A 14,192-nucleotide genomic window follows, 5' to 3' on the forward strand; every position below is an offset into this window, starting at 1 on the left:
CAACCGCTGCCTCAAGCGCTACATCGCCCGACAGCTCTACCGCATCATCACCACCCACCACCGCACCGCCACTTGACAACCCCACTCACAGATCGACGCGGCGGGCGCGGGGAGCGCGGCGGGCGCGGGGAGCACGGCGGGCGCGGGGAGCGCGACGAGCGCGACGCGTGCGGGTGCGGGAGGGGCATGTAACGCGGCGGGCGCCGCTCCCGGTGGACCCGGGGGCGGCGCCCGTCGTACGAGCTTGGCCGAGCGTCAGTGCCGGTCGAGGTTGCTGGCGGTGTCCTCGGTGTAGGTGGCACCGCCGTCCGACTCGCTGGTGAGCGGCTTGGCGCCACCCTCCGGCGGGCCGGCCACGCTCTGGCCGGCGGCCAGCTCCGGGAACTTCGCGTCGAACGCCGGCCGCTCGGAGCGGATGCGCGGCATCCGGTCGAAGTTGCGCAGCGGCGGCGGGCTGCTGGTCGCCCACTCCAGCGAGTTGCCGTGACCCCAGGGGTCGTTCACCTCGACCACGGGACCGGTCTTGTACGACTTCCAGCAGTTGTAGATGAACGGCAGCGTGGAGATACCGGTGATGAACGCACCGACCGTGGAGATCGTGTTCAGCGTGGTGAACCCGTCGCCGGGCAGGTAGTCGGCGTACCGACGGGGCATGCCCTCGGCGCCGAGCCAGTGCTGCACCAGGAAGGTGGTGTGGAAGCCGATCATGGTGAGCCAGAAGTGCACCTTGCCCAGGCGCTCGTCGAGCATCCGGCCGAACATCTTCGGGAACCAGAAGTAGATGCCGGCGAAGACCGCGAACACGATGGTGCCGAAGAGCACGTAGTGGAAGTGCGCCACCACGAAGTACGAGTCCGACACGTGGAAGTCGAGCGGCGGGCTGGCCAGCAGCACGCCGGTGAGACCACCGAAGAGGAAGGTGACCAGGAAGCCGACCGCCCAGAGCATGGGCGTCTCGAAGCTGATCTGGCCCCGCCACATGGTGCCGATCCAGTTGAAGAACTTCATGCCGGTGGGCACCGCGATCAGGTAGCTCAGGAAGCTGAAGAACGGCAGCAGCACCTGGCCGGTGGCGAACATGTGGTGCGCCCACACGCTCATCGACAGCGCGGCGATGGCGACGGTCGCGGCGACCAGGCCCTTGTAGCCGAAGATCGGCTTGCGGGAGAACACCGGGATGATCTCGCTGATGATGCCGAAGAACGGCAGCGCGACGATGTACACCTCGGGGTGCCCGAAGAACCAGAACAGGTGCTGCCAGAGCATCGGTCCGCCGGTGGCGGGGTCGTACACGTGTGCGCCGAGGATGCGGTCCGCGGCGAGCGCGAACAGCGCGGCGGCCAGCAGCGGGAAGACCAGGATCACCAGGAGGCTGGTGACCAGGATGTTCCAGGTGAAGATCGGCATCCGGAACATGGTCATGCCGGGCGCGCGCAGGGTGAGCACCGTGGTGATCATGTTCACCGCGCCGAGGATCGTGCCCAGACCGGAGATGGCCAGGCCCATGATCCACATGTTGGCGCCGACGCCGGGCGAGTGCTCGACGCTGCTCAGCGGCGCGTACGCGAACCAGCCGAAGTCGGCGGCGCCGCCCGGGGTGAGGAAGCCGGCGGTCGCGATCGTGCCGCCGAACAGGTACAGCCAGTAGGCGAAGCTGTTCAGGCGGGGGAAGGAGACGTCGGGCGCGCCGATCTGGATCGGCACGATGTAGTTCGCGAAGGCGAACACGATCGGCGTCGCGAAGAACAGCAGCATGATCGTGCCGTGCATCGTGAAGAGCTGGTTGTACTGCTCGGGCGACAGGAACTGCAGCCCGGGCCGGGCCAGCTCGGCCCGCATGATCAGGGCCATCACGCCACCGATCAGGAAGAACGCGAATGCGGTGATCATGTACATGATCCCGATCTGCTTCGCGTCCGTGGTTCGCAGCAGCCGCGCGATGGCCGACCCCTTGACCGGCTCCCGGACCGGCCAGGGCCGGGTCACGACCGGCTTGGGTGCGACGGTGGTCACGAGTGGCCTCCGGTTCTCGGTTGTCCCGCTCGGCTCACGCTGGTTATCGGCGGGCCGTCATCCGCAAGGAGGATAGTCCCCGGCAGGTCGCAGCGCCGCGTGGGGTGGCGTGACACGATCTACAACGGGCCTACAGCGGGCCGACCAGTAGCCGGTAGTGCTCCCCGAAGATCCGGCCGCCGCGTCCGCGCAACAGCGGGTCGCGCAGCGCCGGCGGGACGTCCCTGGTCCGGTTGCGGTCCCGGGTCCGGTCGGCCACCCATCGGGTACGGGGGCGACGACGACTCTCGTACGCCATCAGCGCCGCCTCGACGCTGCCGGCCGCGCGCAATGATTCGGCCAGCACCACGGCGTCCTCAAGGGCCATCGCCGCTCCCTGCGACAGGGTGGGCGCGGTGGCGTGGGCGGCGTCGCCGACCAGCAGCACCCTCCCCCGGTGCCAGCGGCCCAGCTCGACCTCGTCGGTGATCCCGACGTCCACCCGGTCGAGTGTGTCGAGCACCTCGGGCACCGGGCCCCGGTAGTCGGCGAAGAGTTCCCGCAGTCGGGCCAGCGGGTCGGCGGGCGGTTCGGTGCCCGCCTCGTCGGCGTAGCAGTGCAGCCGGCCCTCCCCGATCGGCACGAGCAGCAGGCCGCAGCGCTGCCCGAGCAGCGCGGTCCAGTCGGTGAGGGTCGGCCCGTCGCGCAGGACGGCCCGGTAGACGACGTGCCCGGCCGGGCGGGGCGGCCCACCGAGCGCGGCCAGGGTCCGGACCGACGAACGTGGTCCGTCGGCGCCGATGACCAGGTCGTACTCGGTGCGGGTGCCGTCTGTGAAGGTGACGCCGACGGCGCCCGGCAGCAGCTCGAGGGTGCGGACCTCGGCGCCGTGGCGGACGGCGCCGCCGGCGCCGCTGAGCAGGACCCGGTGCAGGTCGCTCCCCGGCAGCGCCCGGCACTCCCCGACGCCGGCCCAGAGCGCGTCCAGGTCGACCTGGCAGAGCGGGGCCCCGGAGGCGTCGAAGAAGCGCTGCCGGTGGATCACCTGCCCGAGAGGACGGACGGGATCGTGCAGGTCCAGTCGGTGCAGCGCGCGGGCGGCGTTGCCGGGCAGGTAGAGGCCGACATCGGTCGACTCTCCCGCCGGCAGCTTGTCGGTCACATCCGGCCGAAAGCCCGCCAGGCGCAGGGCCCGGGCCACGGCCAGGCCGGCGATGCCCGCACCGACGATGAGGATGCGCAGGGGGGAGCTACGCATGGTGGTGTACGCCTCCGGAGGGGAACGGCACGCGTTGGAGGCAACACGCTACTCGGAGCGATCGACGCACACCAGAGCCGATCGGCCCGGCGCGAACCGCTTGCCGGCGGCCGCCGCCACTGACCGGGATGTGAGCTGACAGCCGTCCGGAGCGGGCGTGGCAATCCTCACAATTCGCCAGTTTGACGTACGCGGTTGCGCCACAGTTTCAGACATGTAAATGTGTCGTTGAGCGTGGGAGCGCTCCCGCGCCACCCCACCACAGCCGGCGCCCAGCTTGCGCCGAGTCAAGGAGCGTCATGAAGCGTCACCTTCGAGCCCTGGCCGCCGCCGGGCTGTTGCTCACCAGTTCCCTCGTGGCCGTGGCCCTCGGCGGCAGCGCCTCCGCCGACACCCTCATCTGCGAGCAGTACGGCTCCACCGTCATCCAGGGCCGCTACGTGGTGCAGAACAACCGGTGGGGCACGACCGCCCAGCAGTGCATCAACGCCACCAGCAACGGCTTCGAGATCACCACGCTGAACGGCAGCAGCCCCACCAACGGCGCGCCCACGGCGTACCCCTCGATCTTCTTCGGCTGCCACTACACCAACTGCTCCCCCGGCACGAACCTGCCGATCCAGGTGTCGCAGATCAGCAGCGCCACCAGCAGCATCAGCTACCGGTACGTGAGCGGCGCGACCTACAACGCCTCGTACGACATCTGGCTGGACCCGTCGCCCAAGCGGGACGGCGTCAACCAGATGGAGATCATGATCTGGCTCAACCGCCAGGGCCCGATCCAGCCCATCGGCTCGGTGGTCGGCACGACGAACCTGGCCGGCCGTACCTGGGAGGTCTGGCGCGGCAGCAACGGCTCGAACAACGTCATCTCGTACGTCGCGTCGTCGGCCGTCTCCAGCCTGAACTTCAGCGTCATGGACTTCATCAACGACACCCGCAACCGGGGCGCGATCACGAACTCCTGGTACCTGACGAGCATCCAGGCCGGCTTCGAGCCGTGGCAGGGCGGCGTCGGGCTCGCGGTGACCTCGTTCTCGGCCAACGTCAACGGCGGCGGCAACCCCACAAACCCGCCGCCGACCACCCCGCCGCCGGGCGGCACCTCGGGCTGCGCGGTGAAGTACACGGCCAACTCGTGGAACAACGGCTTCACCGCCGACGTGCAGATCACCAACAACGGGTCCAGCACCATCAACGGCTGGACGCTCACCTACAACCTGCCCGGCGGGCAGACGGTCACCAACGCCTGGAACGCGACGGTCAGCCAGAGCGGCTCCGCGGTGACCGCCCGGAACGTGAGCCACAACGGCTCCATCGCTCCCCGGGGTACGGCCAGCTTCGGCTACCAGGGGACGCTGAACGGGTCGTACTCGTCCCCGACCAACTTCTCGCTGAACGGGACGACTTGTTCGCGTAACTGATCCGACACCACACCGGCGGGGCGCGACCAAGCGGTCGCGCCCCGCTCGTATTGCGGGTGAAAGAATCACGCTTAACTATGCATTAATATTATCTCGGTAGCTTTCCAGAGATGTCGGCTTTAGCGTCATTTCGGCACGATATCCCCTCGTCCATCGTGGTCTTCCTGATCGCCATCCCGTTGTCCCTGGGCATCGCCGCCGCCTCCGGAGCACCGCTGCTGGCCGGGCTGATCGCCGCCGTCGTGGGCGGGGTGATCGCCGGCGCGCTGAGCGGCGCGCCGCTTCAGGTCAGCGGACCAGCGGCCGGGCTCACCGTGATCGTCGCGGGCACCATCGCCGAGTTCGGTTTCGCCGGCGCCGCCGCGATCGTGACCGTCGCCGGGCTGCTGCAGATCGTGCTGGGCGTCACCCGCCTCGGGCGGGCCGCGCTCGCGCTGTCGCCAACGGTCGTACACGGAATGCTGGCCGGCATCGGCCTGGTCATCGCGCTGAGCCAGGTGCACGTCGCGCTCGGCGGCGAGCCCCAGAGCTCCGCGTGGGCGAACCTGCGTGACCTGCCCGGCCAGGTCGCCGACCACCACAGCGTGTCCGTGCTGCTCGGCGCGCTGACCATCACGCTGTTGCTGGTCTGGTCACGCCTGGTCAAGACCACCATGCTGCCGGCGACCCTGGTGGCGGTGGTGGTCACCACCGTGGTGGCGACGGTCCTCGACGCCGACGTGGAGCGGGTGAATCTGCCCGCCAACCCCTTGAGCGCGCTCGCCCTCCCCCGCTGGCCCGACTCGCCGCCGTGGGAAGTCCTCCCGGCAGTCGTCACCATCGCCCTGGTGGCGAGCGTGGAATCTCTTCTCTCGGCGGTGGCCGTCGACCGCATGCACCACGGCCCACGCGCGAACCTCGATCGCGAGCTCATCGCCCAGGGCGCGGCGAACGCCGTGTCCGGAACGCTCGGCGGCCTTCCGGTGACCGGCGTCATCGTGCGCAGCTCGGCCAACGTCGCCGCCGGAGCACGCACCCGGGCGTCGGCCATCCTGCACGGCGTCTGGATCGCCGGGTTCGTGCTGGCCGGCTCCGTGCTGCTGGAGATGATCCCGATGGCCGCCCTCGCCGCCGTTCTCGTGGTGGTCGGCCTGCGGCTGGTGAGCCTCGCCCAGATCCGCACCTACGCCCGGCACCGGGAGCTGCCCATCTACGTGGTCACCGCGGTCGGCGTGGCCGCGACGGACCTGCTGATCGGGGTCGGGCTGGGCATGGCGACAGCGGCGCTGTTCATGTTGTGGCGGTTGGCCCGCTGCGACATCCACGTCACCGAGCCGGAGCCCGGCGCCTGGCACGTGTCGATCACCGGAACGCTCGCCTTCGTCGCCTGCGGACGGCTCACCCGCCGACTCGCCGCCCTGCCCCCGGGGCAGCACGTCGACGTCGAGCTGCACCTCGACTATCTCGACCACGGCGCCTACGAGACCATCCGCGACTGGCAGAGGTCCTACACGCGGTCCGGTGGCAGCGCGCAGGTCAGCGAGGTGCACGGCTCGTGGCTGCATCGGGCGGGCACCGACGGGCTCGGCACCGGCAAACGCACCGCACCGTGCGTGACCCCTCAGGCTCCGGAAGGTCGGGGCATCCCCGTACCGGGGACACCCCGACCGCCCCGAAGCTGGCGGGTCAGACGCGGGTGAGGCGTACGGCGTCGGCGATGACCAGGCCCGTCGCGTTGCTCCACCGGCTCACCGCCACCCGGTTGGCGTCCCCGGCCGGCAGGGTGAACGTGCCGAGGACGCGCCACTGCCCGCCGGTCGCGCGCTGGTCGACGTACACCGTCCGGTTGCCGGTGGTGGTGGCGACGATGTACGGGGCGGCGCTGTTGTAGCCGCTGTTCGTCGGCCACCACGCGTCCACCCGGTAGTTGCCGGTCGCCGGGACGTTGAACCGGTACCAGGCCGGGTCGCTGGCCGCGACGGGGTCGGCGTAGCGGTAGTCGGCGCCGTACCGCTGGGTGGAGAACGTCGACACACCCCAGTTGGCGCTGGCGGTGAAGCGCCCGGAGGTCGTGTTGTCCACGATCGACGACCAGGCCGTACTGCCGCCGGCCATCTTCGCGGCGACGTCGGCCCGCATCACGTTCAGGTCGATGAAGGACGGGTCGATCTTGCCGGTGGTGCTGGTCTCCCGGTGACCGCGCGCGTAGCTGCTGTCTCGACCCAGCCGGGTGAGCACGGCGGCCGTGGCGGCGATCGAGGCGTTGTACTGCGCGGTCGTCATCTGCTGGTCGACGCCGTTGTAGTCGATCTCCCACCCGATCATCAGGGTGTTGCCGTCGCCTGCCGGGATGGGTCCGCTGCCGCCGCTGACCCCGGCGTGGTTGCAGCGGCCGGCGGAGATGACGTGGAAGACCCCGTTGTAGTCGACGAGGGCCTGGCAGAGCGGGCCGGCCAGGTCGGAGCGGCCGTTGATGCAGATGCCGAGCGCGGGGTGCGGGTTGCTGGCGCTGGAGGTCGAGGCCGTGTGGTGCCAGAGCACCCCGATCGGGTCGAAGGAGCCGGGCCGCATCCGGTTGAGCCAGTCACCCTCGACGACGACCTGCACCCCGGCGGCGCGCAGCACGTCCACCAGCCAGGGAATGGTGGCCATCAGGATTCCCCGAGCAGGTCGGCGAGGCACTCCGGAGCCTTCGGCGCGGCGCTCGCCGGGGCGGGCCGGACCACGACGATCAGAGCGGCGGCCACCAGGGCGGGGATGCCGAGCACCCCACGACGGCGCAGGCGGATGGACGGTGGTCGGGCCATGGCGATCCTCCAGCTGAGGCGGGTGGGGAACGGATCGACGGACGTGATGACGGCACGCTATACCGTCACATGCGTCGATGTCGATACCCTTCACCTGCCACCCGGGGCCTGAAGGAATTCGCCGCCTCAGGCGTCGCCGAGCGCGTCGATGTCGCGCATCTCCTCCGCCGTCAGCGAGAAGTGGAAGACGTCGAAGTTGGCGGTGATCCGCTCCGGCGTCACCGACTTGGGGATCACCACGATCTCGTGGTCGATGTGCCAGCGCAGCACCACCTGCGCCGGGGAGACGCCGTGCGCCGCGGCGATCCTGGTCAGCACCGGATCGCTGAGATCGCTGGTCTTGAACGGGCTGTACCCCTCCAGCACGACGCCCCGGTCCCGGTGCTCGGCGTGCCGCTGCCGGTCGTAGAGCGCGGGACTCCACCGGATCTGGTTGACCGCCGGGTTCTCCTCGGTCGACTGGATGAGCTCGTCGATCTCGCTCGTGCTGTAGTTGCTGACCCCGACGGCCCGGGTCAGGTTCTCGTCCCGGGCGGCCAGCAACTCACGCCACAGCGGGATGCTGTCCGCCGCCGACGACGGCGGCCAGTGGATCAACCAGAGGTCCACCTGGTCGACGCCGAGCGCCTCGAGGCTGGCCTCCAGGGTCTCGCGCTCCCGGCCGATCCGGTCCGGCGGCAGCTTCGTGGTGAGGAAGATATCCTCCCGACGCAGCCCGCTCTCCCGGACCGCCCGACCCACCTCCCGCTCGTTGCCGTACACGGTGGCGGTGTCGAGGTGCCGGTAGCCGGTGTCGAGCGCGGCCAGCACGGCGTCGTAGCCCGCCTGGCCGGTGGCCTGCCAGGTGCCGAAGCCGAGCAGGGGCATTCGCACGTCACCCGGAAGCAGGGCGGTGGGCTGGTCGCGGAGGTCCATGGAGTCCGTTCTACCCCGCCTCATGCCCGGCCGCCGAGCGAATCGGACACTCCGGCGGCCAGCGCGAGGGCCCGCTTTGCCGGAGAATGCGGGTGTGACGGACCGGCTGGACGAGTACCGACGCCGGCGCGACGCGGCCCGCACGCCGGAGCCCGTGCCGCGGGCGACGCCCCGACCGGCCGGCGACGACGGCGACCGCGCCCGCTTCGTCATCCAGCAGCACCACGCCCGCAGCCTGCACTGGGACCTGCGGTTGGAGCACGAGGGCGTGCTCGCGTCCTGGGCGGTGCCGCGCGGCCTGCCCCGCGACCCGGGCCGCAACCACCTCGCCGTCCATACCGAGGACCACCCGATGGAGTACCTCGACTTCGCCGGCGAGATCCCGGCCGGCGAGTACGGGGGCGGCCGGATGATCATCCACGACCGGGGCACGTACCGCTGCGAGAAGTGGCGCGACGACGAGGTCATCGTGACGCTCTCCGGCGCGCGCACCGAGGGCCGGTACGCGCTGTTCGCCACCGGCGGTCGGGACTGGATGATCCGCCGCACGGATCCCGCGCCGCCGGGCTGGACGCCGATGCCCGAGCTGGTCCGCCCGATGCACGCCACGCCCGCCGCCGGGCTGCCGCGCGACGCCGGCGAATGGGGGTACGAGCTGCGTTGGGACGGGGTCCGCGCGGTGGCGTACGTCTCCGGCGGGCGGTTACGGCTGCTCTCCGAGACCGACGAGGAGATCACCGGCGGGTACCCGTGGCTGCGCGCGATGGCCGAGGCCCTGGCGCCGACCGAGGCGGTGCTCGACGGTGTACTGGTGCGCATCGACGGCTCGGGCCGGGTGCGTCCGGCCCGCCCGACCAGCGGGGGCCGGGTGCCGACCGGCGCGCAGTTCCTGCTCGTCGACCTGCTGTGGTTGGAGGGCGTGAGCAGCATCGACGTCCCGTACGCGCAACGCCGCGAACTGCTCGATGGGCTGGCGTTGGCCGGTACGCACTGGCAGACTCCGCCGTGGTTCTCCGGTGCCGGCGACGAGGCCCTGCGCACCGGGCGGGAGCAGGGGCTGCCCGGTGTCGTCGCCAAGCGGCTCGACTCGGTCTACGAGCCGGGCGTACGCAGTCGGCGCTGGCTGAGTGTCGACGCGGCCTGACGGCGAGGAGCGACGTGTACCTGACCCACCTGGACTGCCCGCGCTGCGGCCTCGAGTACGCCGCCGACGAGGTGCAGAACCTCTGCGACTGCGGTTCCCCGCTGCTGGCCCGGTACGACCTGCCGGCGGTCGCGAAGGCGGTCACCCCGGAGCGCTTCGGCCTGCGCCCAGCGGACCTGTGGCGGTACCGGGAGCTGCTGCCCGTCGCCGACCCCCGGCACGTCACCACGCTCGGTGAGGGCTGGACACCGCTGCTGCGCGCTCCGGCGTACGGCGGCGAGATCGGCATCGCGGACCTCATGGTCAAGGACGAGGGGTTGATCCCCACCGGCTCGTTCAAGGCGCGCGGCGCGGCGGTCGGCGTGAGCCGCGCCCGCGAGCTGGGTGTCAAGCGGATCGCGATGCCCACCAACGGCAACGCCGGGTCGGCGTGGGCCACCTACGCGGCGCGCGCCGGAATGGGGGCCACGATCGTCATGCCGTTGGCGGCGCCGACCATCTGCCGGCGCGAGTGCGTGGCCGCCGGCGCCGATCTGCGCCTGGTGGACGGGCTGATCGGCGACGCGGGCCGGCGGGTGGCCGAGCTGGTCGCCGAGTCGGACGGCGCGATCTTCGACGCCGGCACGCTGCGCGAGCCCTACCGCCTGGAGGGCAAGAAGACGATGGGGTACGAGATCGTCGAGCAGCTCGGCTGGCAGGCGCCGGACGTGATCATCTATCCGACGGGTGGCGGGGTCGGCCTGATCGGCATCCACAAGGCGCTGCACGAGATGCGCGAGCTGGGCTGGGTCGGCGACAAGCTGCCCCGGCTGGTGGCGGTGCAGTCGACCGGCTGCGCGCCGATCGTGCGGGCCTTCGCCGCCGGCGAGTCCCGGGCCCGCCCGTGGGAGGACGCGCACACGGTGGCGTTCGGCATCACCGTGCCGTCGCCGCTGGGTGACGAGCTGATCCTGGCGGCGTTGCGGGCGTCCGCCGGCACCGCCGTCGCGGTCGACGACGCGGAGATCCTGACCGACTTGCGGGACTTCGCGGCCCGGGAGGGGCTGCTGCTCTGCCCGGAGGGCGCGGCCTGCCTGACGGCGGCACGCCAGCTACGCGCCGGTGGCTGGATCCGGGCCGGGGAACGGGTGGTGGTGCTCAACACCGGCGCGGGGCTGAAGTATCCGGAGACGGTCGACGTCTCCGGCGTACCCGTGCTGGCCTGAGCCGGCATCCCGCGCGGCGCGGGATGCCGGCGTGCCGCGCCTACCGGTAGGTGATGTCGGAGGGCGTGTAGAGGCAGTTGACGCCGTCGGCGCCTTCGCCGATCTTGGTCGGTTCGCTGCCCTTGGGTACGCCCTTGTACTTGACGCAGATCGAGGTCTCCCGGTCCGGGTCGCCGACGATGGTGACACGGCTGAAGCGGGCGGTGTCGCCCCAGTTGGTGTTGATGCCGGCGATCGTGTCGGTGTCGCGGACGACCACGTTGTCGATCACCACGTGGCGCTGGTACGAGGTGGAGCAGTTGCCGCAGGCGCGGTAGAGCTTCCCGGCGTTCTCCACTTGGAAGTTCCGGATGTAGACGGTGCCCGGGCCGTTGTGCTGGAAGACCTTGTCGCTGGCGGACCGCGCGCCGCCGCCGTCGACGGTGTACGTGGTGCCGCCCCGGAAGGTGGCCGCGTCCTCGCCCACGTCCTCCCACCAGACGTTGACCAGGGTGCAGTCGCCCTCGCAGTGCACGCCGTCACCGGCCGGCGCACCGATGATCACGTTCCGCAGGGTGGCGCCGGCGGCCAGCTCGAACATCGGGTCCTGGCTCTCGCTCTGCCCACCGTCGCCGATGCCGTAGTAGCGCCTCAGCCCTCCGTCGAAGGTGCCGGACACCGGGATCGTCGCGTCCACCTTCTGGCTGTTGGTCGGCGTCGGCCACCCGGAGGGTGGCGGGGCGGTCGGGCTCGACGTCGTGGGCGGCGGCGTGCTGGTGGCCGGCGGTGTGGTCGGGGTGCCGCCGCCGGAGGAGTCGACGACCACGTCGTCGAAGCCGCCGCTGGCGTACGCGGTGACCAGGCCGATCCGCCCGGCGCCGGCCAGGCTGTTGCTGCCGGAGGCGATCTGCGCGCCGTTGACGAAGCCCCGGACGGTGCTGCCGTTGACCTCGACGCGCAGGGTGTACCAGGTGCCGGTGGTGACGCCGAGCGGGGCCGAGCCGATCGCCGTGACGCTGCCGCCGTTGACGGCCTGGAGTTCGGCCCGGCCGGAGCCGAGCAGGGCGAGGCGATACATCCTGGTGCTGCTGGTGGAGCGGGCGGCGAGCCCGACCAGGGCGCTGGACGAGCCGAAGCTCCCCGGCCGGACGCGGGCCTGCACGGCGTAGTCGGTCCACCCGGTGTCGCCGGCGAACTGCCGGGCCAGTTCGCTGCCCGCGTTGGACTGCTGGAACACCCCCGCACCGTCGACCGCCCAGGTGCCACCGGACTTGGACCAGCCGGAGGCGTCGCCGTCGCTGAAGGTGTCGGTGAAGATGGTGGCCGCGAAGGCCGAGGTCATGCTGGCGGCGAGGGCCGCCACGGTCACGCCGGCGCACACCGCCAGCACCAGTGGTCGTCGTCTCCTGTGCACGGTTGTCCTCCTTGACGCGGGTGGTGGTGATCCCGGGACGCGGACACGCGGAGACGTGCCGGTACGGCGCGCTGACGCGAGAGCGGGATCGGTGTGCCCCGCCCGGATCCGACAGCGGGTGAAGCGGGATGAAAGCCGTGGGAAAGGGCTTTCCCGTCTCTCCGAGGCTAGGACCACGCAGATATCAGCGTCAATGCCTGACGCTTGCAGGTCTGTTGCAGGATTTCGGCGCCGCGGAATCAGAAGCTGTTCGGCTCGGTCAACCGCCAGGCCGCGTTGATCAGCCCGATGTGGGAGAGCGCCTGCGGCATGTTGCCGAGCTGCGCCCCGGTTGTCAGGTCGATCTGCTCGCTGAACAGGCCCACGTCGTTGGCGCGGCCCACCACGCGCTCGAACAGCTCCTCGGCCCGCCGCGGCTCACCCGCCATCACCAGGCACTCCACCAGCCAGAACGAGCACAGCAGGAAGCCGGCCGGGTCGGTCGTCCAGCGCCGGACGAGGCCGTCCTCCGTGCCCAACTCACGCTCCACCATGGCGATGGTCGAGCGCATCCGGGGATCGGTCGCCGGCAGGAAGTGCGCCACCGGCAGGGCGAGCACCGAGGCATCCAGCTCGGCCGAGCCGAACGAGCCGGTGAACGCGCCGATCCGGTCGTTCCAGCCTTCGCGCAGCACCGTCTCACGGATCTCGTCGCGGATGCCGGTCCACCGGCGTGGGTCGGCCCGCTCACCGAGCCGGTCGGCGAGCCCCACCGCCCGATCCATGGCCAACCAGCAGGAGACCTTCGAGGAGAGGTAGTGCCGTTCCTCGTCCCGGGTCTCCCAGATGCCCCGGTCCGGCAGGTGCCAGGTCGCGGCCACCTGCTCGGTCAGGCCGAGGACCATCTCCCGCAGCTCCGACTCGAACGTCGTGCCCAGGTAGTCGCGCAGCCGCCACACCGCCGACAGCACCTCACCCGGCACGTCGAGCTGCCGTTGCTTCCAGGCGTCGTTGCCGACGCGCACCGGGCGACTGTCGTGGTATCCGCGCAGGTGATTGCAGTGGTGCTCGGAGAGGTCACGCTCGCCCTCCAACCCGAAGAGCACCGGCACCGGCTCGTCGCCAAACTGCCCGATCGACCGGGCCGCCCAGGCGAACAACCGCGACGTCTCCTCCGGACAGGCGGCCACCCAGAGCGCCCGCATCGTCAGCGAGAAGTCCCGCAACCAGGAGTACCGGTAGTCGTAGTTGCGGTCGCCGCCAATCTGCTCCGGCAGCGAACTGGTCAACGCCGCCGCCACCGCGCCGCTGCGGGCGTACGTGAGGCCGGTCAACACGGTCGCGCTGTGCCGCACCAGCTCCGGGTACCGGCCCGAGTACGTGTGCGTGTCCCGGAACGCCTCCCAGGCCCGGGTCGTGTCGGCGAGGGCGGCCAGCGGGTCCACCTGGACCGGTGGTTCGCCGTACGTCTGCCCGAACGCCACGTCGATCCCCACCACCTGGCCGGAGGAGACCTCGAACTCGTGGGTCACCCGGTCCCGGCTCGCCCGCAGCGGCATGCCCCCGGCCCGCAGCACCAGGACCACCGGCCCGGCGTCGGCCACCACCGCGCCGTCGGGCTGCTCGTGCAGGTACGGCGTGAGCAGGCCGTACTCCGGGCGGGGAGCGAAGTCCAGCGCCATCCGGACCCGCCCGGACAGGCCCTCGACCACGCGGACGAGTACGGCGGGCGAGTTCACACCCAACTCGTGCGCGCGGGCCCCGGGCTCGGCGGCGAGCGCGTCCGTCACCGACACGCTGCCGTGCGGCGTGTGGTGCACCGTCCGCAGGATGAGCGTGTCGGGCCGGTAGGCGCGCTCGACCCGGTAACCGGGGCCACCGGCGTCGACCGGCGCCAACCGGAAGTGCCCACCGTCCGGGTCGAGCAGCCGGCCGAAGACCGAGGCGCCGTCGAACCGGTGCGGACACCACCAGTCGATCGAGCCGTCGACACCGACCAGCGCTCCGGAACGGGAGTCCGAGAGGAACCCGTAGTCGGAGATCGGCGGCTGAGTCACCAGCCGCGCGTACCCGGATCGGCCCGATTCAGGCCAACG

At 71.2% G+C, this 14,192-nt stretch carries 11 protein-coding genes; 4 read left to right on the forward strand and 7 right to left on the reverse strand.

Translation table 11 applies throughout. The annotated features are described in order from the left end of the window. Positions 1-255: 255 nt before the first annotated feature. Positions 256-2,013, reverse strand: coding sequence for a cytochrome c oxidase subunit I (gene ctaD / locus ABZ272_RS22555; RefSeq protein WP_355051893.1), 1,758 nt, complete (start codon positions 2,011-2,013; stop codon positions 256-258). Positions 2,014-2,143: 130 nt separating this feature from the next. Further along, complete coding sequence (locus ABZ272_RS22560) at positions 2,144-3,250, reverse strand: FAD-dependent monooxygenase (RefSeq protein WP_355051894.1); 1,107 nt, start codon at positions 3,248-3,250, stop codon at positions 2,144-2,146. 299 nt (positions 3,251-3,549) lie between these two features. Between ABZ272_RS22560 and ABZ272_RS22565 the strand changes: the two genes are divergently transcribed. Together ABZ272_RS22565 and ABZ272_RS22570 are read left to right on the forward strand one after the other, a co-directional pair. Next, positions 3,550-4,674, forward strand: coding sequence for a cellulose binding domain-containing protein (locus tag ABZ272_RS22565; RefSeq protein ID WP_355051895.1), 1,125 nt, complete (start codon positions 3,550-3,552; stop codon positions 4,672-4,674). A 110-nt stretch (positions 4,675-4,784) separates the two neighbouring features. Continuing rightward, positions 4,785-6,353: a SulP family inorganic anion transporter gene (locus ABZ272_RS22570; RefSeq protein WP_355051896.1), complete on the forward strand. Its 1,569-nt coding sequence runs from the start codon at positions 4,785-4,787 to the stop codon at positions 6,351-6,353. Here the strand turns inward: ABZ272_RS22570 and ABZ272_RS22575 are convergent. The 3 genes from ABZ272_RS22575 to ABZ272_RS22585 form a co-directional block, all read right to left on the reverse strand. After that, entirely contained in the window at positions 6,340-7,305 is a 966-nt protein-coding gene (locus ABZ272_RS22575; RefSeq protein WP_355051897.1) for an N-acetylmuramoyl-L-alanine amidase, read from the reverse strand. The two genes, ABZ272_RS22570 and ABZ272_RS22575, sit on opposite strands and share 14 nt — an antisense overlap. Next, entirely contained in the window at positions 7,305-7,460 is a 156-nt protein-coding gene (locus ABZ272_RS22580; protein ID WP_355051898.1) for a hypothetical protein, read from the reverse strand. The genes ABZ272_RS22575 and ABZ272_RS22580 overlap by 1 nt, the downstream gene beginning before the upstream one ends. Positions 7,461-7,586: 126 nt before the next feature. Then, complete coding sequence (locus tag ABZ272_RS22585; RefSeq protein ID WP_355051899.1) at positions 7,587-8,375, reverse strand: aldo/keto reductase; 789 nt, start codon at positions 8,373-8,375, stop codon at positions 7,587-7,589. Positions 8,376-8,469: 94 nt separating this feature from the next. Here ABZ272_RS22585 and ABZ272_RS22590 point away from each other — a divergent pair, with 94 nt between their 5' ends. Both ABZ272_RS22590 and ABZ272_RS22595 read left to right on the forward strand, forming a co-directional pair. Then, positions 8,470-9,519 carry a DNA polymerase ligase N-terminal domain-containing protein gene (locus ABZ272_RS22590; protein WP_355051900.1) on the forward strand — a complete coding sequence of 350 codons (1,050 nt, stop codon included), beginning with the start codon at positions 8,470-8,472 and terminating at the stop codon, positions 9,517-9,519. 14 nt (positions 9,520-9,533) lie between these two features. Then, positions 9,534-10,724, forward strand: a complete 1,191-nt coding sequence (locus ABZ272_RS22595; protein ID WP_355051901.1) for a threonine synthase — start codon at positions 9,534-9,536, stop codon at positions 10,722-10,724. A gap of 40 nt (positions 10,725-10,764) precedes the next feature. On the opposite strand, the gene ABZ272_RS22600 is transcribed toward ABZ272_RS22595, so the two are convergent. Both ABZ272_RS22600 and ABZ272_RS22605 read right to left on the reverse strand, forming a co-directional pair. Next, on the reverse strand, positions 10,765-12,117 hold the full coding sequence (locus ABZ272_RS22600) for a pectate lyase (protein ID WP_355051902.1): 1,353 nt from the start codon (positions 12,115-12,117) through the stop codon (positions 10,765-10,767). A 239-nt stretch (positions 12,118-12,356) separates the two neighbouring features. After that, the gene (locus ABZ272_RS22605; RefSeq protein ID WP_355051903.1) at positions 12,357-14,153 is read right to left on the reverse strand and encodes a glycoside hydrolase family 15 protein; all 1,797 of its coding nucleotides are present in this window, start codon (positions 14,151-14,153) and stop codon (positions 12,357-12,359) included. Between the last annotated feature and the right edge of the window lie 39 nt (positions 14,154-14,192).

Source organism: Micromonospora sp. NPDC005979 (assembly GCF_040614415.1).
Lineage (GTDB): Bacteria > Actinomycetota > Actinomycetes > Mycobacteriales > Micromonosporaceae > Micromonospora.